Annotated in this window: 20 protein-coding genes; 13 read left to right on the forward strand and 7 right to left on the reverse strand. The window is 43.6% G+C overall.

What is annotated here, in order from left to right; genetic code table 11:
- Positions 1–8 precede the first annotated feature (8 nt).
- The 4 genes from RG47T_RS20585 to RG47T_RS20600 form a co-directional block, all read right to left on the reverse strand.
- Complete coding sequence (locus RG47T_RS20585) at positions 9–1,427, reverse strand: RagB/SusD family nutrient uptake outer membrane protein (protein WP_074491309.1); 1,419 nt, start codon at positions 1,425–1,427, stop codon at positions 9–11.
- 11 nt (positions 1,428–1,438) lie between these two features.
- The gene (locus RG47T_RS20590) at positions 1,439–4,822 is read right to left on the reverse strand and encodes a SusC/RagA family TonB-linked outer membrane protein (protein WP_245770841.1); all 3,384 of its coding nucleotides are present in this window, start codon (positions 4,820–4,822) and stop codon (positions 1,439–1,441) included.
- A gap of 289 nt (positions 4,823–5,111) precedes the next feature.
- A complete protein-coding gene (locus RG47T_RS20595; RefSeq protein WP_074491311.1) occupies positions 5,112–6,269 on the reverse strand; it encodes a FecR family protein in 1,158 nt (385 codons plus the stop codon).
- Between the two features lie 94 nt (positions 6,270–6,363).
- Complete coding sequence (locus RG47T_RS20600) at positions 6,364–6,954, reverse strand: RNA polymerase sigma factor (protein WP_074491312.1); 591 nt, start codon at positions 6,952–6,954, stop codon at positions 6,364–6,366.
- Positions 6,955–7,263: 309 nt separating this feature from the next.
- Here RG47T_RS20600 and RG47T_RS20605 point away from each other — a divergent pair, with 309 nt between their 5' ends.
- The 5 genes from RG47T_RS20605 (at position 7,264) to RG47T_RS20625 (ending at position 12,603) form a co-directional block, all read left to right on the forward strand.
- Positions 7,264–9,705: a TonB-dependent receptor gene (locus tag RG47T_RS20605; protein WP_171972576.1), complete on the forward strand. Its 2,442-nt coding sequence runs from the start codon at positions 7,264–7,266 to the stop codon at positions 9,703–9,705.
- 70 nt (positions 9,706–9,775) lie between these two features.
- On the forward strand, positions 9,776–10,828 hold the full coding sequence (locus tag RG47T_RS20610) for a sensor histidine kinase (RefSeq protein ID WP_074491314.1): 1,053 nt from the start codon (positions 9,776–9,778) through the stop codon (positions 10,826–10,828).
- Positions 10,825–11,544: a LytR/AlgR family response regulator transcription factor gene (locus tag RG47T_RS20615; RefSeq protein ID WP_074491315.1), complete on the forward strand. Its 720-nt coding sequence runs from the start codon at positions 10,825–10,827 to the stop codon at positions 11,542–11,544. The genes RG47T_RS20610 and RG47T_RS20615 overlap by 4 nt, the downstream gene beginning before the upstream one ends.
- Positions 11,545–11,620: 76 nt before the next feature.
- A complete protein-coding gene (locus RG47T_RS20620; protein ID WP_074491316.1) occupies positions 11,621–11,884 on the forward strand; it encodes an RNA polymerase sigma factor in 264 nt (87 codons plus the stop codon).
- Positions 11,885–11,922: 38 nt separating this feature from the next.
- Positions 11,923–12,603, forward strand: coding sequence for a peroxiredoxin family protein (locus tag RG47T_RS20625; RefSeq protein ID WP_074491317.1), 681 nt, complete (start codon positions 11,923–11,925; stop codon positions 12,601–12,603).
- Positions 12,604–12,802: 199 nt separating this feature from the next.
- Here the strand turns inward: RG47T_RS20625 and RG47T_RS20630 are convergent, their stop codons facing one another.
- From RG47T_RS20630 to RG47T_RS20640, 3 genes are all read right to left on the reverse strand, one after another.
- The gene (locus RG47T_RS20630; protein WP_074491318.1) at positions 12,803–13,633 is read right to left on the reverse strand and encodes an SDR family NAD(P)-dependent oxidoreductase; all 831 of its coding nucleotides are present in this window, start codon (positions 13,631–13,633) and stop codon (positions 12,803–12,805) included.
- 27 nt (positions 13,634–13,660) lie between these two features.
- A complete protein-coding gene (locus RG47T_RS20635) occupies positions 13,661–14,578 on the reverse strand; it encodes a helix-turn-helix domain-containing protein (protein WP_074491319.1) in 918 nt (305 codons plus the stop codon).
- 93 nt (positions 14,579–14,671) lie between these two features.
- On the reverse strand, positions 14,672–15,637 hold the full coding sequence (locus RG47T_RS20640; RefSeq protein WP_074491320.1) for an alpha/beta hydrolase: 966 nt from the start codon (positions 15,635–15,637) through the stop codon (positions 14,672–14,674).
- Positions 15,638–16,364: 727 nt separating this feature from the next.
- Between RG47T_RS20640 and RG47T_RS20645 the strand changes: the two genes are divergently transcribed.
- The 8 genes from RG47T_RS20645 (at position 16,365) to RG47T_RS20680 (ending at position 21,268) form a co-directional block, all read left to right on the forward strand.
- Positions 16,365–16,640, forward strand: a complete 276-nt coding sequence (locus RG47T_RS20645) for a hypothetical protein (protein ID WP_074491321.1) — start codon at positions 16,365–16,367, stop codon at positions 16,638–16,640.
- Between the two features lie 8 nt (positions 16,641–16,648).
- Positions 16,649–17,611 (forward strand): DUF8464 domain-containing protein, encoded by a 963-nt coding sequence (locus RG47T_RS20650; protein ID WP_139235713.1) that lies wholly within the window; start codon positions 16,649–16,651, stop codon positions 17,609–17,611.
- Positions 17,612–17,785: 174 nt separating this feature from the next.
- Complete coding sequence (locus RG47T_RS20655; protein WP_074491323.1) at positions 17,786–18,190, forward strand: plasmid mobilization protein; 405 nt, start codon at positions 17,786–17,788, stop codon at positions 18,188–18,190.
- 356 nt (positions 18,191–18,546) lie between these two features.
- Positions 18,547–19,671 carry a relaxase/mobilization nuclease domain-containing protein gene (locus tag RG47T_RS20660; protein WP_139235714.1) on the forward strand — a complete coding sequence of 375 codons (1,125 nt, stop codon included), beginning with the start codon at positions 18,547–18,549 and terminating at the stop codon, positions 19,669–19,671.
- 19 nt (positions 19,672–19,690) lie between these two features.
- Positions 19,691–20,335 carry a ParA family protein gene (locus RG47T_RS20665; protein WP_074491325.1) on the forward strand — a complete coding sequence of 215 codons (645 nt, stop codon included), beginning with the start codon at positions 19,691–19,693 and terminating at the stop codon, positions 20,333–20,335.
- A 4-nt stretch (positions 20,336–20,339) separates the two neighbouring features.
- On the forward strand, positions 20,340–20,675 hold the full coding sequence (locus tag RG47T_RS20670; RefSeq protein WP_074491326.1) for a hypothetical protein: 336 nt from the start codon (positions 20,340–20,342) through the stop codon (positions 20,673–20,675).
- A complete protein-coding gene (locus RG47T_RS20675) occupies positions 20,672–20,980 on the forward strand; it encodes a hypothetical protein (protein WP_074491327.1) in 309 nt (102 codons plus the stop codon). Before RG47T_RS20670 ends, RG47T_RS20675 begins: the two co-directional genes overlap by 4 nt.
- Positions 20,981–21,268 (forward strand): DUF4134 domain-containing protein, encoded by a 288-nt coding sequence (locus RG47T_RS20680; RefSeq protein WP_074491328.1) that lies wholly within the window; start codon positions 20,981–20,983, stop codon positions 21,266–21,268.
- Positions 21,269–21,291: the final 23 nt, after the last annotated feature.

Genomic DNA, 21,291 nt, shown 5'->3' on the forward strand with positions numbered 1-21,291 from the left:
AGTTTCGCTTATTTAGCTCCCGGATATCCCGGATTTTGCAAAAGAAAAGGGTTGTTTTGTATCTCTGTTAGAGGTATAGGATAAAGCGCCGCAAATGGCTGAAAGCCAGGTTTCTCAGCACCTAATACATTATTGATAGTACCTGTCCGCTTCAAGTCAAACCAACGATTTCCCCATTCACAAAATAGTTCAACCTGGCGTTCATGCATTATTTCATTGAGCAATGATGTTTGATCAGTAGGTCCTGTATAATTAGGTAAACCTACACGTGCTGGGTTTCGAATCTGGTTGATATCCGCTACAGCGCCCGGCGCATTACCCGAATGCGCGTAAGCTTCAGCACGTATCAGGTATTGCTCGCTTAACCTTAAAAACATTAAATCTTCGGCGGGTGTTGCGGCGGCTGTGTTATTTTTATATTTAGCAGGATAGTAATATAGCGTAGTAGTGACACCATCATTTACTGGGTTCGTTCCTACCCAGTCTGTTTTACGCAAATCTCCTGCTTCAAAAGCGTTACTGAGCGCAGGCGCAATCTGATAAGCCGGAATACTATTTGGATAAGGCGTAAAAGCTGAACCATCGTATGTTTGAGTATATAGGCCTGTAGCCGGGAGCTGCCAGATAGCTTCATTACTTCCATCTAAAAAAACGTTATTCAGAGAAACCAAACTATAAATTCCTGAATTGATAACTACGCTGGATGTACTTGCAGCGAGCGCCCATTGCTGCCTGTACAGGTAAACTTTGGCTAACAAAGCATCGGCCACATATAAGTTAACGCGAGCCCTTTGCGTGGTTGTAAATTGAGGATAAGTAGCCGTAAGTAGTTTTTGCGAACTAGTCAGATCTGAAATAATTAAACTGTAAACAGAATCGACAGAGGCACGCGGAAGCGATTCGGTTAAATGATAATCTGTAGTGGTAACCAATGGCACACCACCAAAAAGATTAACCAGATTAAAATAATAAAACGCGCGTATTACCTTGATTTCTCCCAATAATTGTTTTTTTAATGGCTGGCTTAATACCGTGCTTGATGGAATATTCTCCAAACAACTATTAATTTGATACATATTAGTGTATGCGTTGCTCCAAAAGGTTTCCATATCCGGGTTAGAAACCAAGATGGTATTCTGATCTTCATCACCGGCACCTATATAGGAAAGTTCGTCTGCAGTACGGCCTGGAATAATGTCAAGCAAACCACTCGTTAGAGTTCCACCAACATTTACGTTGAAATTATTATAAATTCCTTTAACATATGCGAGTGTGCTGGCGCTATCAGCAAACACCTGTGTAATTGGTATTTGGTTTGCATTATGTACAGGGATTTGAATAAGCTTTTTACAGGAAAAACTCAGCGCAATAAATAAGACAAATATCACCCAGTTGATCTTATTTTTGATTGATTGTATTTTTTTCATTTTGTGTTGAATTAAAAGTCAAGAGATAAACCACCGCTAACAATTCGCTGTAATGGAAGCGTATAATATAATCCTGGTGTTTCTGGGTCTAAGAATTTATAACCGGTAAAGGTTAGCAAGTTTTCAGCATTAATAAATACTCTGGCATTGCTCATGTGTAACGATTTAACCCATTCGGCAGGCAGGGTGTATGAAAGTGCTACAGTTTTTACACGTACATAGAAATCCTTACTATAAGCACCAGATGAATTTATAAAATTACTAGCCGCGTAGGTTACAGGGAATGAACTAAAGAATCCGCCCTTTCCCGACGTTAGTTTTTCGAGCGGTTTGCTATCTCCTGGTTTTTCCCAATACTGGCCCAGTATAGAGGTTGGAAAATTTCGTTCCGTGCCAGGTACCATAACGGAATTAGAATACATACCATATAAGTAATTCGGCGCTAAATTTTGGTCAGAGAATGAGCAATAGATCGATAGGCTCAAGTTTTTATATTTAAATGTATTGCCAAACCCACCCTGAAACCTTGGAGCCAGATCGCCCAACGGCACTTTATCTCCACCCTGGGCTGCTAATGAAGGATTGGGATATTGAACAACTGTTTTTCCATCTGCACCGTAAAATTGAAATATACCCGTAGCTGGATCTACACCCTTGTATTGATATGCGTATATTTCAGTTGTCGGTAATCCAATAGTAATTTGCGAAGCATAAGGAGAGGTAGCCAGGCCAGGAAATGCCACCAATTTATTCCGGTTGCCACTGATCTGGAAAGACGTTGTCCAACTGAAGTTTTGGGTTCGTATATTTGTTGAAGTAATTGTAATTTCCAGACCTTTATCCTGAACAGTGGCATTTTGATTTTCATATACCGTATTAAATCCGGTCTGGATAGGTAAAGTTGCATTTATCAACTGATCACTTGTACGATTGATATAATAGCTTGTATTTATTAAGAGTTTATTATTAAATAACCCAAAATCCAAAGCTACGTTCAATGCCTTCTTGGTAGCCCAGCTAAACACGGGATTGTTTAAGTTGAGAGGATATAAGGTACTGGTACCCTGAAAAGGTAAACCATTAGGATTTGCACCAGCAAAATCATGAAATAAATAGGCGCTGCCAGGATCTGTTCCCGTTGTACCATAATTGGCGGAAAGTTTAGCGTAACTGACAACAGGCAATAGTTTTTTAAAGCCTACTTCTTCAGAAAATATCCATCCAAGACCGGCAGATCCAAAATTACCAAACTGGCGTCCAGGGCCAAAATCACTTGTCGCGTCTCTGTTACCAGTTAAACTGATAATATATTTGTTATTATATATATATCCCAACCGGGCAAACACATCTGCATACTTGTATATAGTAGGGTTATCAGTTGCTGTTATCGCAGCAGCATTACTAATAGAACCTAAAAGAGCGTCATTTGAAAAGCCAGTACCCAGTTGACTTAATTGGTCACCAAATTGTTTTTTGTAACTTCCACCTAACAGAGCATTAAAAACCCCTTTACCAATTATACGTTTGTACGTGATTTGCGGTTCTACATATATAGTTTGATTAGTGGCTTGAGCAAATGAAGCGCTTGTTGTAGTAATCAACGGCGATTGCGACCCTAAAGGAAAGGCTAAATATTCATTTGTATTTCCCCGGCCATATCCTGCATTTAAGGTTATTTTTAATCCCGGCAATATCTCGTAGCCAAGATTAAACGTACTGTTAAGTAGAAAACTTTGAAGGGAAGCTGGTTGTTTTAAATAAGCCTCAATCTGATAATTGGTGATATCAACGCCTTTATAATTCCATATCAAATTGCCATTAGCATCAGTTAAATCCGGTGTATTTGGCGGCAATGATAATGCAGTCGCAATATTGGGCGACGCAGAAGAGTTATTATGATCATTCGACAGATCAGTGCCAAAATCAACCGTCAACTTTTTATTCACAGAATTATAATGATACGCAGTGTGGAGGGTTAACCTTTTATCCGCGTAATCTCCTGGGAAATTGTAATTGGAGTTGGTATAACCCAGAGAAGTATAAAAGGTCGAATTATCAGAGCCCCCTGAAAGACTTGCATGTATATCTGTATTGCTCGATGATCTGTCAAAAAAATTTTTAGCGAAATTTGTATATTTATTTTGATCGTAAACGGTTAGGTCCGGCGCATTTAGAGCTGTCGGCGTAATTTTATCACTTGCGTAAGCCTGCTGTCTGATTTGCAGGTATTGCTGGGTATTTAACATCTGATAAGGGCGGGTATTAGTATTAACCTGATCATTAACCTGCAAATTAAATTGAGTTTTGCCGGCTTTTCCTTTTTTAGTAGTAATCAGAATTACGCCATTTGCCCCCTGCGAGCCATAAATAGAAGTTGCGTCCGCATCTTTTAATATGGTCACACTTTCTATATCACTTGGATTTAAGCCATTTATCGGGCTTATACCACTATTTGGGACATCGCCATTATTACCTCCAAAAGATTGAAGTGCAGCAATATTTGTATTTTGAGCCGGAATCGGCAAACCATCTAAAAGGAACAATGGTTGATTATAATTATTTAAACCAGCAGTAGTGACAGAAACCGGCAACGTGTTCTGACCGCGTATTTGTGCGCGAACCTGTGATCCTGGCGCACCGCTGGTAGAACTGATGTTTAATCCCGGAACCCTTCCATCCAGCGCCTGTAAAACGTTAGTTACCGGCTGATCGGCAATCTCCTGAGCAGTTATTACCGTGGTGGAGTTAACACTGAAACGGCGTGACTCTGAACTGTAACCGATAACATGTGTTTCATCAAGAGATGAATTACCCACTTCAAGCGAGATAGTGGATAAATTAGCCTTAGCTTTAACTTCTTTTGTAATATATCCAACATAAGATACTTTTATTAAAGCCGATTTCTTTATTCCTTTAAGGTCTACGATTCCATCAGGTCCGGCTGCGACTTTGTATAAAGATTCACCAACGAATTTAAAATTCATATCGCTGCCTTTTACGGTAATGGTTGCCCCTGGAAGCGGTTTGTTATTTTCACCGATTATGGTTAAGTGAAGATTTAACGTGTCGGCAGCAATTGTAACTAATTTTACTGAAGGCATTACGTCTTCTTTTGCCGTAATTACTACGTTCTTTTCAACTATTTGGTAATCAAAAGCGATTGATTTAAAACATTGAGATAAAGTTTGAGATAATGAAGAATTTGTTACTTTGATACTAATCTTTTGATCTTTTAATTCCTTTTTATCATAAAAGAAATCATAACCGCTTTGCTTTCTTATAGATTCCAGAACTTTAATAACAGGCGCATTTGTTTCATTCAGCGTTATTTGGCTAAATGATTTTGCGCTGACCTGAAGAAGGCCTATTATCAGTAAAAGCGTAGTAAGCTTCATAATCAATAATATTTTGGAGACATTAAGCCGGACTGGCTTAGACACAGCTATGCTAGTAGCACTAAATTTCATACATTTGTACAGTTTGGGTTAATACTTTAAACTCTGATTCAAATTGTTTATCCCGAGTTCTCTCGGGAAGGGTTAATCCGGATATTTCCGTGGCAGTAGGTCGAAGCACTGCCGCGGTTTTTTCATTATAACCCACGCATAAATGCGGTCTATCTTTGTACTTGTTTTGCCATTTTTATTGTTTAAGGGTTAATCAATCTGTTAGTTATGTTTATCATTACTTAGGTGTAACTATTATCTTTTTGCCGTCAATTTTAAAATTCACTTTAGATAGACTCAGGATTTTTAGTACGGCTGAAGCTTTGGTGTTACGGTTGATATTGCCGCTGAATTCTCTTACCGGTACGCTTCCGGAATATTCTACGTCTACATCATACCATCTGGCCAATTGGCGCATAACCGTTTGTATATCATCCGAATCAAAATGAAAATGGCCTTCTTTCCAGGCGATAACGCCTTCGGTATCGACTTGAGAGATTTTGATTCCCACATTTGCAGCTGAGGTAAAAGCTTGTTCACCTGGAACTAATATTTTTGATACGTCATCTTTAGACACTTTAATGCTTCCTTCAAGTAGTGTGGTTTTTATGCTTGATTCATCATCATAAGCGTTAATATTGAAATGCGTACCTATATCTTGAACGGTTTGACCTTTAACTTTTACTCTAAAAGGCACTGTGGCTTTGTGCGCCACTTCAAAATAAACCTGCCCGGTTATTGTCACTTCCCTGTCAGTATTTCTAAAGGCAACCGGATAAGTAATCGATGAAGCTGCATCAAGCCAAACGTTGGTACCATCGGCCAGCGTTAGGTGGTATTGGCCTCCGCGTGGCGTACTCATCGTATTATAAACTATTTTGGATCCTGTCGGGTCGGGTTGGTAAACTACATGCCCATCGGCAGTTTTATTAATCAAAGCACCATTTTGTGATGCCAGTTGCCCATTTTTTATTCCGGTCAATATGATCTTCTGTCCATTCGCTAAAGTTAGAATAGCGTGGTTACCACCCGGATCCAGATCTTGTTTTTGATTTTGGGCAATTTGTGGCGGCTGTTGTTTTTTAATCAGGAAGTAGCTGCCAAATCCCAGGATTAGCAAAATTGATGCTGCGGCGACAAATCGCGGCCAGAAACTACGCAGTCTTTTACTTTGTGGTTGGCTAATGATATATTTAAATGAATTTTCCTTAGCAACCTCGTTAACAGGAGCTTGCTGGCTCCTGACGAGCGTATAATAACTGCTATCGAAAGTTTTTTTCAAAAGAGCATCCTGTTGTGGATCGGCTAATACACTTTCGAATTCGCGGAGTTCATCTTCTGAAGCCGAGTTATCGAGATAGCATTGACATAAGTAAATTATCCTGTCTTTGTTCATCTTTATAAGCTTAGTAATTTAGCGTTGGGTTCACACTAAATTAACAGTCTTTTTTATGGTAGACGAAGCGCTGAATGTTTCGGGGGTATTGAAACTAAAAAATTTTAAATATGATAAGTAACACCGCAATGTCTGTGTTTTCCCTAATATGTTTGCGGACGCTTTTCAGTGCAAGCTTCATGTAAGACTGTACGGTAAAACTTGATAAGTTAAGTCGCTGCGCTGCCTCCTCGTATTTTAAACCTTCTTGATGACAGAGTTCATAAACTAACTTTTGTTGTGGCGGAAGCTTTTCTATTGCGTTTTTAAGTATTTTACGGGTGTCATTTAAAATGATGCTTTCTTCAGTATCATTATGGGATTCCGACCAATCGAAATGACGCTGCTGATCTGCCCTGACCTCAAGTTTGTTCCGCCGCAGCAGATCCAATGATCGATTACGGGCAATAGCGATCAGGTAACTTTCCAGGTTAATGAGACTATTTAGTTCATACCCGAGCTTCCAAAATTTTAAAAAAGTTTCCTGTACCACTTCTTCAGCTAATAACTCAGATTTCAGTAAGTGAAGCGAAAAGGCATAAATATTCTGATAATATCGGTCATAAAGGATTCGGAACGCACGCTGATCCCCTTCAGCTACTTTTTGCAGCAGTTCACTCTCATCATGAAGGGACTTTATTGCCATCTTTATGCTTTTGTCACTATAAAGTTACTAAAAGTTAACCTAATTTTATTGAATTATCCCAAAAGAGCACCTATCCACTTGCAGTTCTAATGGAATTAACATCAAATCATAAATAAAATCAAATTAAGCGATTATTTTTTAGCTTAATTGCTATGATAGGCATTGAGCTTATCTAAGGCACCGTGTAAAAATCACTCTTCGTGGCTTCAAATGCCCTGTTTAGCTAAAAACCAAAATTCCGGAATTACAACTTCTTTTATTTGCATCCATAAAAAACATGGCCATATAGCGCCGGTGTGCAATAATCAGATGATGAACAAGCAGTTTATATTAATTTTTTGCCTGATGGGCCTGTTAGCCATCCAGGTAAAAGCGCAAATTTCGGAAAAAGGTAAAATAACGGGAAAGATCATTGATGAGCATAAAAATCCCTTCGGTTATGCGACAATCAATTTACTAAAAGCTGCTGATTCCACTTTTATAAAAGGTAGCTCTTCTAATGATAAAGGAACATTTACGCTGGATGCGCCGGAAGGCAGCTATATTTTCTCCATTAGCGTGATGGGCTATTTGAAGATTGTTAAAGGCCCGTATTCGATAAAAGCTGATCAGAAAGTTTTTAGTCTTGGCGATATACAATTGACCCCGGCAGCTCAACAATTGGCTGGTGTCAGCATTGTTTATCGTAAGCCATTAATAGAAAGGCAGGTCGATAAGACCGTCTTAAATATTGAGAACAGCTCAATCGCGGCAGGCAATACTGCGTTGGAGATCCTGCAAAAAGCGCCCGGAGTTTCAGTGGGCCAAAACGGTTTAATCAGTTTAAAAGGTAAACAGGGTGTCACGATTATGCTGGACGGAAAACCCACCTACCTATCAGGTGAAGATCTGACCAACCTGCTTAATGCTACGCAAGGCAGTGAGATCAAAACGATAGAACTGATCACCAATCCTTCTTCAAAATATGACGCCGCCGGAACTGCCGGGATCATCAACATCAGAATGAAGAGGAATAAGAATTTTGGCACCAATGGCTCTGTTGCGCTTGGTGCGGGTTATGGTAAATTTGCCAAGGAAAATGGCGACGTCACCATCAATCATCGTGAAGCAAAGCTCAACGTATTTGCAAACTTGTCTTATAATCATAATGAAAGGTGGCTGGATAACGATATCACCAGGATTAATAATACGGTTACAGATCCTACCTATTTTACCCAAACGGGCAGAACGATCGGCCAGAGATATAATACAAATTATAAAGCCGGATTAGATTATTTCATCAATTCTAGGAATACGCTCGGATTCGCGGTGAACGGCAACTCAGGCAATGCGAATGATAATGGCAACGTATTAACATTGATCGGTAACCGGCCAATGACGACGGACTCAGTGGTCAGGGCGAACAACACTGCCACAGCAAGGAACAGGAACATCACTTACAACCTCAACTATAAGGGCGTGTTGGATACCCTCGGTCAGGAGATCAATATGGATATGGATTATTCCGTCTACAACCGCGACCGGCTCGATAGCTACAACAATTTCTTTTCGAATGCAGCCGGCTTAACAACAGGTCCTGCGGACATCTTCAGAAATTTCACACCGGCCAAAGTACGTATCTGGGCCGTTAAAGCCGACTATACTTATTCCATAACTAAGGACTTAAAATTTAATGCTGGTCTGAAAAGCAGTTATGTAAAGACAGATAACAATTCAATCTTTCAAAACTTCCTGAATAATAATTGGCAAGCTGACAATTTGAACAGCAATCATTTTATCTACAGCGAAAATATAAACGCGGCTTATGGCAGTGTTCAGCAGGAATTTAAAAACACAACAGTGCAGTTAGGATTACGTGCAGAGCAAACCAATTCTAACGGAAATTCTCTGACCTCGCAAAGTGTGGTTGCCTCCCATTATCTAAATTTATTCCCGAGTGTTTTTATTAACCATGTACTGTCAACAAATAATGAAGTCGGATTTTCCTACAGCCGAAGAATTGACCGTCCGGACTACGCTTCACTCAACCCTTTTATCAAATTCGTGGATTTGTACACTTATGCGGTTGGCAATCCCTATTTAAGGCCGCAGTTCACCAATTCATTTGAGCTGTCATATGCTTACAACAAGACGTTCAACGTCACCTTTGGTTACAACCACACCAATGACGTGATCTCGCAGGTCGTAACAACGGATACAGTTAGGAAGACCCTTTATAATACGCCCCAGAATATAGCCCGTTATACATCATTCGATTTCAACTTTGATGCACCGGTAACCATCACCAGCTGGTGGACCACCAACAACAGCCTGACCGCTTTTTACGGCAGGTTCAGCTCCCCTGACCTGTTAGGCATGCCTTACAGCAGTGGCAGAGTGGTATTTAGTTTTAATACGATCCAAACCGTTATGCTGACGCCAACAATGGATCTTGAAGTATCGGGTAGGTACCGAACCAGGGGATTGGAAGGAACTTTTACGATTCAAAGCCAGCACCGGCTGGATGCGGGCATTAGCAAATCATTGCTTTCTAAAAAGCTGAATTTTAAGTTTGCGGTGGACGATTTGCTCAATTCCTGGAAGCTGGTCACGAACAGCACGCTGCCTTCGCAGAATTATAATAATTACGTAAAAGCGGAAAGCAGGATCGCTCGGTTAACCTGTAGTTACCGGTTTGGCAGCAATAATATCAAGGCGGCCAGGCAACATCAAAAAAGTTCGGATGAAGAACAAAACCGGGTGAGGCCCTGATCTGCACGGGTCCGGGAATTTCTGTTTGCCGAGTTTATTTGTTTAAGAAAAGAATGTTCAAATTTGAACCATGGAAATGAGAGGTCAGGTAACCTATAAAACCATTACGCAGCATCTGTTATTTTGGCTGGTTTATATGCTGTACCAGGCCATCAGCTATGGCTGGGAATACACCGATCAGCTTACCTTCCGGTTAGCGCCGTCAGTTATCGTTGCCACTTTACCGGTCACGATCTTATTAACCTATATCAATTTATACGTTTTAATGCCTCTATATTTTTACCAGGAGAGATATATCAGGTATATATTCGGGTTGGTTGTTTTGCTGTTGACAGGAGGCTTGCTGATCCGCTTTTTTACGCATGAGGTGATACTGCCCTGGGAGCAGTTGCATGACCCGGTGAGGTATAAAATGGAAAATAAACACTTTTGGATACCGGTACGCATTTTAAGGCTTTCTATTGAGGCCCTTCCTATGTTGGCGATAACCATGGTGATTCAGTTGATGCGTAATGCATATCAACGGGAAAAAAATCTGCGCGAGCTCCAGCTGGAAAAATTCTCGGCCGAAATGGGTTTGCTGAAGGCACAGATTAACCCACACTTCTTTTTTAATACCCTGAATACCTTGTATAGCCTGATTTTAAAAAAATCGGATGATGCCGGAAAATTCGCGCTCCGGATTTCCGATCTGATGCATTATATGCTTTACGAGACCCGGGCGGATAAAATCTTGTTAACTGATGAGATCAGCCATCTGGAGAATTACATGAGGGTAGAGGAAATGCGTTTTGCTGATCGTGTGGACCTTTCTTTCCATTATTCGGGTCCTGTCGAAGGCAAACTAATTGCGCCCTTAATACTGCTCCCCTTTGTGGAAAATGCCTTTAAACATGGTATAGAAAATGATGCCGGCTGGATTACCGTCGCGATTAAACTGACTGAACAAAGACTTTTTATGAAGGTTGAAAACAGCTATCCCGATCATGCCAGAGAAAGCGGCCACGGCTTGGGGCTTGCAAACGTCAGGAAGAGATTGGAGCTGACTTACCCCGGAAATTATACACTTAACCTGTCGGCCGATAATGGCCTTTTTGAAGCTGAACTTAAAATTAACTTATGAAAAAGATTAATTGCCTGATAGCAGATGACGAGGCACTCGCGCGAGATATCCTGGAAAATTATGTTCATCGGTTAGAGAAGTTAAATCTCACCGGCACGTGCGCCAACGGTGCTGAAGTTTACAATATGCTGGAAAAACACGCGGTTGACCTGGTGTTCTTAGATATACACATGCCGCATTTGACCGGGATAGAACTCTTACGCACCTTAAAAAATCCGCCCGCAATTGTACTAACTACCGCTTACAGGGAGTATGCACTCGAAGGGTATGAGTTAAATGTAATTGATTACTTACTGAAGCCGATCTCGTTCGATCGTTTTATAAAGGCCATCGATAGATACGAATCGCTCAGGAATCCCAAAAACTTTAACCTCAGCAATCAAAGGGCCGTCGACGCCAGTCCGGATGGTTTCATCTATGTCAAATCGGATAAGAAAATGGTGAGGGTACAATTGAAGGACATCCTTTACATTGAAGGGCTGAAGGATTATGTCAAGATCCATTTCGAAGGAAAAAGCCTGGTCACTTACCGCTCTCTGATTTCCTTTGAAGAAATGCTTTCTGCCAATCATTTTTTAAGGGTACACCGTTCCTTCATTATCTCACTTGACCATATCAGTGCCTATTCAGCGGCCCAAATAGAGATCGATAAAATAATTATTCCCATTGGGAACTCCTACCTGAAAAAAGTCAGTCAGAAATTAAATTTTCAGTAAGGTTCCGGAAACAAGCTGAATCTGCTTACCTATACTTTGTATTAGATAATTTATCGTATATTCGACTATACGCACAATGCTTTTTTACACTGATCTAAGCGATTTCGAACTTATTGCCCTCATTAAAAAGGATGATTCCAACGCGTATAAAGAAATTTATTACCGCTATACCGGTATATTATACACCCACGCTTATTCAAAATTACAGGACCGCGAAGAAGCGAAGGATGTAGTTCAGGATGTTTTTAGCTATTTATGGTCCAGGCGTGCCACTATAGAATTTCAAATCAACGTATCCGGCTATCTGTACCAATCCCTCCGGAATAAAATCTTAAAATAAAGGCGATAACTCAGCAATACAATGCCGCGACTGCGGCCATGCACAGTGATACGGCTTATGAAAGTAGCCAAAGGGCACGTTTTACAAAAGCGGTTGATGCAAAGTTAGATGCCATGACCGTCTACATTAAACAAAACCCTGGCTCCTTTTTAAGTCTGGCTGCCCTTTCAGAAATTGCCGGTCCTAATCCGGACCCGGCAAAAATAGAACCCTTGTTCAAAAGTCTATCGCCGCAGTTGCAAAATAACACGTCAGGTCAGCAATTGGCAAAAACAATCGCCACAGCTAAGGTGACCGCCATAGGTGCCATGGCCCCGGTTTTTACGCAAAATGATGTTAACGATAAACCCGTAAGCCTGACAGATTTGCGGGGCAAATATGTATTGATAGATTTTTGGGCAAGCTGGTGCGGTCCGTGCCGTGCAGAGAACCCAAACGTCGTTAAGGCCTATGAGAAATATAAGGACAAAAATTTCACCGTGCTGGGGGTTTCCTTAGATCAGCCCGGCAAGAAGGATGCCTGGATGTCAGCAATCAAGGCCGACGGACTTACCTGGACCGAAGTTTCTGACCTTCAATTCTGGCAAAACACGGTTGCCAGGCAATATGGCGTTCTTGCCATCCCGCAGAATTTCCTGGTTGACCCAAGCGGGAAGATCATCGGCAAGAACTTAAGGGGTGACGATTTGTACAAAAAACTGGCATCCTTATTCAACTAAAATCACTAAAGGGCCGGACAACCGGCAGGATATTTTGATCTTTTGCACAACGTTCTTTATAAGATCTGTTAGTAGTTAACAAGTAACGCCGCTCCGTGCAAGGAGCGGCATTTACGATAACGGCTAATCAACTATATCGCCGTTATACGGTTTGGAAATAGTGTTGTCTTTGAAATATGGCTGACCAGTTAGCCGACACTTACAAGTTTGTGGACATCGTAACGTTTTTGTAGGCCTCGAATTCCTCCAGGTCTTTGGCCCTTTTATCCATGATCAGTTTATAGCTATCCGGACCGAGGATCAGGTGAACTGGTGGATTTTCAAGTTTGGCTAAGTTGATGATCTCGGCCACTAACTTTTGAGGATCACCGGGCTGCTTACCGGCTCTAGCCGACATCCCCTGGACCGTCTTGTCGCTGGCATAGCCGTCAATAGGATGTTTTGTATAGGTAAGTGACCCTTCCTCTAAAAAGTTAGTTCTGAATGAGCCGGGTAATAAAACGGTTGCCTTGACATTGAATGGCGCTATTTCCTGCGCCAAAGCCTCAGTTAACCCTACCATGGCATATTTTGATGCGGCATAACTGGCCACATTTGCCACCGCAACATAGCCGCCGGCAGAGGCAATATTGATAATATGACCGCTCCCTTGTGTTCTCAACTGCGGCATGGCAGCCCTGATCACGTTTACCGTGCCGAACAGGTTTACGTCCAGCGCAGTCCTGAATTCCGCGTCAGTCAATTCTTCTATGCTGCCCACGAAGGCAAAACCGGCGTTGTTGACCACCACGTGCAAACCACCGAAATGCGCTATGGCCTGATCAATTGCTGCCTTTACGCTGTCGCTATCAGTCAGGTCCATTGCCAACGGTAAAAAATCATCGCTTTTTGCGCCTATACCTGCTATCAATTGCTCCGCTTTCCGGGAGGTGGCAGCCACCTGATACCCCTGGCTTAACAATAACTTGGCCAGCAACAATCCCATTCCTTTGGATGCGCCGGTAATAAACCATATTTTTTGATTATTCATGAAATTTAATTTTAGCGGTTAAACAACTTAGTTTTCAGTAAATTTCCTATAGGCTACCGGTGTCATTCCTGTCTTTGACTTAAATACCTTGGCAAAATAAGCCGGATACTCAAAGCCTAGCTGAAACGCGATCTCACTGATCGTATCCTTGGTGCTCAGTAACTTATTTTTAGCCTGTTCGATAACAAAAATATGAATGTGCTCCTGGGTGTTCTTCCCCGTCTCCTTTTTTAACAGGTCACTCAGATAATGCGGTGATAAATTAACCGCCTCCGCACATTGACTTACCGTAGGTAAACCTCTCCGGTCTATCGGCGTATTTTGGTAATAATCCTGCAAAAATTGCTCGAACCGGGTGACGGTATCCTTATTTTGATGGGTCCTGGTAATGAACTGCCTGCCGTAGAACCGCGTACAATAATTCAGTAAAAGTTCGATATTGGAAACCATCAGGTTTTGGCTGTGGTTGTCTATATTCTGGTTATATTCCCTTTCTATATTCAAAACGCAATCATACAAAATACGTTTCTCATCATCCGAAATATGCAGGGCTTCATTCGTGAAGTAGGAAAAAAAGGAATAACCCTTTATCTTTTCGGCAAAATTGGACGCCCTTAACAGGTCGACATGAAAATAAAGCGACCAGCCCGACTGAACCTGGGGCTGCGCTCTTTTAACCGGCGTAATAACCTGTCCCGGAGCGGTAAAGATCAATGTTCCTTCTTCGAAATCGTAGTAGTTCTGACCATATTTCAGTTCGCCGTATTTCTCCTTTAAGGAAATGTTATAAAAGTCAAGCACCAGTTTCTTTCCGTACCACTCCTCCGGCATATTGATGTCCTTCGTGTGGATCAGGGAGATCAGGGGATGTTTGGGCTTCGCATAACCGAGCATCCGGTGCAGCTCGGAAATGGAGTTTATCGTACTGAATTTTTCATCTTTCATGGTCGTGCTCAATTAAGAGTTGTTCTTTTATTGCAACTTATGAAAAACCACACCAAAGTATTTTATACCTTGATGTGGTTATTGACAAACGTATTAACTTTCAGTCGAGTATTTTTTGAAAAACTCATCTGTTTTCTCAATGGCCTGGTCTACGTACGGATCGACATCATATAGATCCATATGTGTTGCGCCCTCTATTTCCAACCATTCCTTTGGTTCCGCGGCTATATCAAACACATTTTCGTCCATCTCCCTGGTGAAGGCTTTGCTGCCCGCAATAACTAAAAATGGCGTGCTCAAATATTTGGCCTGGTTAACGAAAACCCGTGCCGGATCTACCGGCAGGCCGATGGTCGGGAAGTAAGGTGAATAGTTGGGACATTTATCCTGGCCCGCTCTTAAAAAATAATATGCATAAGCGTCCTTCATGGCCTGCGAGGCGTTTTCAGCTGGTGGGAGCTTGTCTTCGCCGCCAAATAAATGGGCGGTGTCGTATTCTCCTGTTTCATAGAATTTCTGTTTTCCATCAGCAGCGATTTTTAGCATATGATCGATTACGGCTTTAGGATAGGCGCCAAATAAAGCGGCAGCGGCATCGAAATTACCGACTATAGTTGATACTGCCTTTATCCGCATATCGCCAAGTGCCACGGTGCAGATATAAGGTGCACCGGCGCAAGCGCCCAGGCCAAAGAAGTTTTCACGATCTACAAATGGCAGCGTTCTTAAAAAACTGATCGCATCCGTCGTATTGGGCACCATATTATGAATGGATTCAAAATTGCGGACCGTTCCGGTACTTTCACCGAAGTTCTTCGGGTCGAATGATAAAAAAACATAGCCTTTTTTTGCTAATTTCTGGCCATAAACGGCGCCGGTCTGTTCTTTCACCTGGGTGCCGGGGCGGGTATATATTACGGTTGGATATTTTTTCCCGTGCTCAAAGTCTTCCGGCAGGTAAAGATCGCCACCTAACGTTTCGCCGTTACTTGCAAAATAAACCGCATTTTTTCCTGGTTTCAATTCACTGATTGCCGGCATTTGTTTTTCAGTATTCATGTTTCTTGAATTTAAGTTTTAAACTGATACAAAGTTCAGCATACCTTTCAGCGCGGAATAAGACGAAATACGGTTTTACTAGTCATTTTTACTGAAGGTTAATCATTTATCGTTTGTAATTTTCTATTTCAGCAGCATGGCGGGCCTTAATTTCTTGAGCTACCGTACATGTAAAATTTTTGATTATCTCAGTAGCATTTATTAGTTCTTGGCTGGTTAGTGATGCGTCAAAACTTGGCTATTTGATTTGATAAATCATTTATTTTTTAGCCAAGCAATTAGCGACCGAATACAATAGTCTAATATTCAAATAAATAATTAATGTAATAGTAAAATCGTTAGTGCCCCCTGTGGTGCCTCTTGAAACAAAAATTTAGCGTCCAGCAATCTTTGTAATGTCATCCTGAGGCTGTGTAACCTGACGAAAGTCGGCTTATCAACCATCAAAGACGACAATAAGTTGCGCTAAACTTGTGGCCGTAATCGCCATCAGTTAACCGACTAACCTATCTGCCAGTGGCAGAGTAATAATGGGCGTTATTTGACATGTGGGGACGAAACATTATCCGCTGAAAAGCGGAAATCGGGCGAAGGTGAGCGTAAAATCGCAATATACTGAAAGCGCCCGGGCAGGCTGAGATGCCCGTATTGTAGAATACGACGTGAGTATGTCCCGAATTTGTCTTGAAGGGGCTCCAATTGGAGCCCCTTTTTTATTGCACCGCTTATGGAAATTCCCTTAACTACCCAACAACTACGAACTATCGTCCGCGAGGCCGCCGAACTCGGGGCCATTATTGCACTGACCCGCACCGGAAAGCTGTCGCCCTATCTGAAAAAACGGGAGGCCTACCGGCGCTATGGCCGGCGTAACATCGAACAATTGCTCGCCAAACACGAGCTGACAATACGCAGCGACGGCAATCACACCGCCGCCTGGCGTATCGACCGCATAGAGATAGAGGCCATCGTCAGATGCCTAGAAATCTGGCGCCAACTATAATTCAAAACATGATGCAAACGACAATGAATCCTGCGGCCATCCGCGAACAAGTATCGATCACCGCACTCCTTGCCCGGCTCGGCTACCAACCCGTCCATAATTCCGGGCGGGAATCTGTCTATCGAAGCGTTCTTCACCAGGACGGTAAAAAACCGTCTTTCTGCGTCAACGACACCCTCGGCATGTGGTATGACAAACGCACCGGAAAAGGCGGTAACGTGATCGATTTTGGATTGGCTTTCTGGCCCGGTCTTGCTACCCGGGAGGTCTGCGGTAAGCTAAACGATGTGATGCACCAGGCGGTGCTGCCCGCTGTTGCTGGGGTAAAACAAGCTGGAAAGAGACGACGCAAAAGCTTGAAACTACCCTATTTCCGGATCGACAAGGTTTGTGAACTTGGCCAAACAACGTCCATCCGGCAATTCCTGGAACGGCGCGGGATCTGGGAAGAAGCACAGGGAGTACTGCAGGAAGTTCACTACCATAAGGTAGACACACACCAAAAACCCACTCTTTATGCGGCGGCGGGATATCGTAATGAACACGGCGGCTGGCAGGTGCGCAACAAATATTTCAAAGGCTGCCTGGCGAATAAAGGGCTTACCTTACTGGCGGGAGACAGCCGGCGCTTGTGTGTATTCAAGGATATCTTCGACTATTTAAGCTGGAAACATGAGCATCCCGACTTATCAAACAGTGCATTAATTATAAACAGCTATAGCCTGCTGCCTGCCGCTATTAAGGTTGCCATGCGATATCCAGAGTTGGCCGTGTATTTTGACCACAGCCCTGAAGGGCATCAATCGCTACGACAGTTTATCACGGAGTTACCTTATGCAAATAACGGCATATCAGCTTTCAAGGGTCACCACGATTACAACGAAAAGCGGCGCTCCGAAGCACGTGCCGAACATGAGGCTAAAAAGCCGAAAGACCTTTTCAAAAACATCGAGGTCCCCTTTGAGCGTTAAGGGTCCATATTATCGAAAAGGCACCATTTTAGTAACACAAGGGTCTTCTTGTTTTTTACCCTGCAAGATGTCTTTTTGTCCGACGGAAACCCCTTTGGGTTTTCCAGTCTACCAAAAAGAATCTTGCCCGGCTGATGCCGGGGGAAGAAATTTCGCAACTCAATTTCTTTATTTATGAGCCGGAACAAAGGTGGCAGGCCGCCGGTAGGCAAAGGTAAACGATCCTTCAAGATCGATGTGCGTTTTACCGAGGCGGAGTACCGCCAGGTGGAGGCATTGGAAAAGGAACTGGGTTTGAAGAAAACCGAGCTGGTCAGGCGGAAATTATTGAATGATAGTAAGGGGTTGGTTGTAAACGCCCGGGAACTGATGAACCGCCTGGATGCGATCAGCCTGGAACTGTCCAGGAGCGGAAATAACATCAACCAGCTTGCACGTTATGCTAACCGCCTTCAAAAAAGGGGCTTGTTGTCACCGCCGGTTATTGAGGAGTACAACCGTTTGCTGCGCCGTCATGAAAGTGACCAGGTGGAACTGGCTTTGTTGTTTCGGAAACTCATCAGGTCACTGATACCCTGATCTCCTGTTGCCCGGTTATGGTGATGTATTGCTATTGGGTTATACCGGTAGCTTGATAGGCTGCTACCTTGCTCGCCGGTTCTCCTGTTATACCGTTCGCCTTCTCTGCCGATACATGGCTGATGGGTTACATAGCTACCCAGTTAGGTTGTTTCACTGATCTTTTGATAGAGCGATACTTTGCGCTGCAGTTAGCGTGCTATGATGATCTATTGATCCATTGAGCGAATGTTCGGTTGATTGGGTGTTAGCTTGATCGGGTGTTGTTGTTGTTGTCCTGATCTATGGCTACTTAGTTAGGACGCTACATCATTAACCTGTTACGGTGCTCGGTTGCGCTGTTGTTATGTCGCTCTTTGGTTACCCCATGTGCTATGATCGTTAAAATCTTCCGTGCCAGTGCTTCCTTTAAAGCCATCACCTACAATTTTGATAAGATTGCAAAAGGACAGGCGACCCTGATGAAAGTTTCGGGTTTCGGGGCTTTGCGCCAACTGCACGAAGTACGCCCTGAAGATTACCGGAATTACCTCGAAGCACAGTCGGGCCTGAACCGGAATGTACGGCTACCGCAGTTTCATGCGATGATTTCGGCTCCTGACCATTCTTTTGACAAGGATAAGCTGGCAAAACTCGCCGGAAAATGGCTCGACCTGATGGGCTACAAAGACCAACCTTATTTGTTGGTACATCACCGGGATACCGATCAGTCTCACGTTCACATGGTCAGCACGCGGGTCAGCCGTGAGGGTAAAAAGATAGACAGCGCATTTGAACACCGCCGGGCCATAGTCGGCCTGAATAAACTTTTGCAAAAGGACGAAGCCCACCAGGCGCAGATAGATGCCAGTAGAGTATTGCAGTATCAGTGTTCTACCAAAGCGCAGGTGCTGCTGTTACTGGAAGGAATGGGTTACCACATCCATGAAAAGGACGGCCAGTTTTTGCTCCATAAATTCGGCCGGCAGCTGTTTGCGATCAGCGGCCAGCGTATGGAAGAACGTCTGGCGTCGTATGTGCCCGATAAACAGCGTGCCACTCAGTTAAAGGCGATCTTTCGGAAATACCAGGCCGTTTTTAACGCTGCGCCCGAACGGGCAACGGTGAGCCTTTCCGGTGGCAGAACATTACAAACCAATGTTTACCGTTCCGACCTCGGCGATTTCCTGAAAGAAAGTTTCGGTATAGATCTGATCTTTCATGCTTCGGGCGACAAGCCTCCGTATGGTTATACCATCATTGATCACACGCAACAGCGGGTGTTCAAAGGCAGTGAAGTACTCAAGCTGGCCGAAATGATTAACCCGGCTTTAGGTGTTACGTCGTCTGTAAAAGGAACGATGGAAGAGTCGCCGGATAACCGCCCAGATCATTCACCCCTGACTTATTTCCGGCCTTATTTGTCAAACGACATCGACGATCAGCAGATCCATGGGCCGCGCAGGCGCAGGCAAAAGAAAGCGCGCAGCAACACCCGTTAACTTTTAAATCCAAAATTTCATGAACATACTTATCGGCAACCAAAAAGGCGGGTGCGGAAAGAGCACCATCGCGCTTTTACTCGCCAACTACCTGACCATGGTCAAGCACCAGAAGGTAACGCTCATCGATATGGATTATCAGCAGTCTATCGCCCAAAAATTTGAAAAGGCGAAGGTGTTGGAAAACAAACCACCCTACGATGTGGTCGCGGCACAACTCGCGCATTACCCGGTTTTGCAGAGCGCCATTATGCAGTCGCCCGAAGAACTGGTCATGATCGACTTGCCCGGCAAGCTGGATGACGATGGCCTCTTACCCATCTTCGGCTCGGCAGACCTTTTGATCTGCCCGTTCTCCTATGATGAGTTCAGTTTTGACTCCACCGTCCTTTTTGCCATCGTATTGCGCAAGATCAACCCGGACATCCCGATCATCTTTATTCCCAACCGGGTAAAAGCGAACGTCCGTTACGAGACGATGCAGGAAGTAAACAAGCAATTATCAAAGCTGGGTGCCATGTCTGCTATGATACCTGACCGGATCGATTTTCAGCGGGTCACCACTTTTATGACGCCGCTGCCTGTTATCCCTATCATTATCCCGGTATTCGACCAGGTCTATGCGGCCATTTCTGAAAGGATAGCGTTGAGTGCAAAGGCGTAATACGATGACGAAGATCACTTCACTCGCAGATGAGATACGCAACCGTATCGCGCAGCCGCCGGCAGAAAACCCGGAACAACCCAAGACTCCAAAGGCCAAAAAACCGAAAGCTGAAGAAGCGGAGATCCTCCGGTTGATCAGGGCCTATGACAACGCGAACCATAAGAGCCTCGTCCATGTTCGGTTCGATGAAAAAACGGTGCAAACCCTGAACCATTTTAAAATGGCGACAGGTGTGGATGTCACCCGACTGGTGGCCTTCGCCGTCCAACAGCTATTCGAGGGAAATCCCGAACTCAAAGCGATCATTAAACAATTTATTCAAAACATGACTTTATGACCTGGATTAAATTCATTTCCTGGTTAACCGGGCTGTACTTCTTTTATTATGTGCTCAACATGGCCTGGGACCTGATGCGCAGCAGACATGCCGGTACAAAAGAAGCAGCGCCGGAACTGCATTTTGAGGAAGCTGTTGCTCCCACATTGGTAGCCCCGGCAGCACTGGAAAACAAAAGTGCGCTGCCTACAAAGAAAAGCACCACGGATGTGGCTGCATCTGCCCTGGGCGGCGTTAACGTCAAAGACCTCTTTCAGCTTGCCAGATTAGAGCTCATCGCTTACAACCAGTCGGTTACTTTCTAAGTGAAAAAGCTACTCGTTTTTGTCCTGTTTTTACCGGCGGCGGCTTTTGCCCAACCCGGTATTACCGAAATGCAGGAGGCCCGTTCGGACCTTACACAATCGTTCTTTTCGGCGCGTGATCTTTCGCTCGTTGTGGCCGCCATCCTGGGCATCATTGGTGCAGTGCGTATCTACCACAATTTACAGATGGGCCGCGAGCGCTTCACGGCCGAAGTGTCCGCCTGGTTCTTTTCCGCCTTGTTTATGGTTTTACTGGGCGCATTTCTCCAGGCGGTTTTCGGTATCTAAAACCAGCCCTTTTCCATGTCAGC

Source organism: Mucilaginibacter polytrichastri, assembly GCF_001911425.1.
In the GTDB taxonomy this organism is placed as follows: Bacteria; Bacteroidota; Bacteroidia; order Sphingobacteriales; family Sphingobacteriaceae; genus Mucilaginibacter; species Mucilaginibacter polytrichastri.

Coding starts and splice junctions, on each gene's coding strand:
- RG47T_RS20635 (WP_074491319.1), bottom strand. CDS start 14,578: ATGAAAGATGAAAAATTCAGTACGATAAACTCCATTTCCGAGCTGCAC.
- RG47T_RS20625 (WP_074491317.1), top strand. CDS start 11,923: ATGCACAGTGATACGGCTTATGAAAGTAGCCAAAGGGCACGTTTTACA.
- RG47T_RS20650 (WP_139235713.1), top strand. CDS start 16,649: ATGATGCAAACGACAATGAATCCTGCGGCCATCCGCGAACAAGTATCG.
- RG47T_RS20615 (WP_074491315.1), top strand. CDS start 10,825: ATGAAAAAGATTAATTGCCTGATAGCAGATGACGAGGCACTCGCGCGA.
- RG47T_RS20645 (WP_074491321.1), top strand. CDS start 16,365: ATGGAAATTCCCTTAACTACCCAACAACTACGAACTATCGTCCGCGAG.
- RG47T_RS20600 (WP_074491312.1), bottom strand. CDS start 6,954: ATGGCAATAAAGTCCCTTCATGATGAGAGTGAACTGCTGCAAAAAGTA.
- RG47T_RS20620 (WP_074491316.1), top strand. CDS start 11,621: ATGCTTTTTTACACTGATCTAAGCGATTTCGAACTTATTGCCCTCATT.
- RG47T_RS20670 (WP_074491326.1), top strand. CDS start 20,340: ATGACGAAGATCACTTCACTCGCAGATGAGATACGCAACCGTATCGCG.
- RG47T_RS20585 (WP_074491309.1), bottom strand. CDS start 1,427: ATGAAAAAAATACAATCAATCAAAAATAAGATCAACTGGGTGATATTT.
- RG47T_RS20665 (WP_074491325.1), top strand. CDS start 19,691: ATGAACATACTTATCGGCAACCAAAAAGGCGGGTGCGGAAAGAGCACC.
- RG47T_RS20655 (WP_074491323.1), top strand. CDS start 17,786: ATGAGCCGGAACAAAGGTGGCAGGCCGCCGGTAGGCAAAGGTAAACGA.
- RG47T_RS20610 (WP_074491314.1), top strand. CDS start 9,776: ATGGAAATGAGAGGTCAGGTAACCTATAAAACCATTACGCAGCATCTG.
- RG47T_RS20675 (WP_074491327.1), top strand. CDS start 20,672: ATGACCTGGATTAAATTCATTTCCTGGTTAACCGGGCTGTACTTCTTT.
- RG47T_RS20605 (WP_171972576.1), top strand. CDS start 7,264: ATGATGAACAAGCAGTTTATATTAATTTTTTGCCTGATGGGCCTGTTA.
- RG47T_RS20640 (WP_074491320.1), bottom strand. CDS start 15,637: ATGAATACTGAAAAACAAATGCCGGCAATCAGTGAATTGAAACCAGGA.
- RG47T_RS20630 (WP_074491318.1), bottom strand. CDS start 13,633: ATGAATAATCAAAAAATATGGTTTATTACCGGCGCATCCAAAGGAATG.
- RG47T_RS20595 (WP_074491311.1), bottom strand. CDS start 6,269: ATGAACAAAGACAGGATAATTTACTTATGTCAATGCTATCTCGATAAC.
- RG47T_RS20590 (WP_245770841.1), bottom strand. CDS start 4,822: ATGAAGCTTACTACGCTTTTACTGATAATAGGCCTTCTTCAGGTCAGC.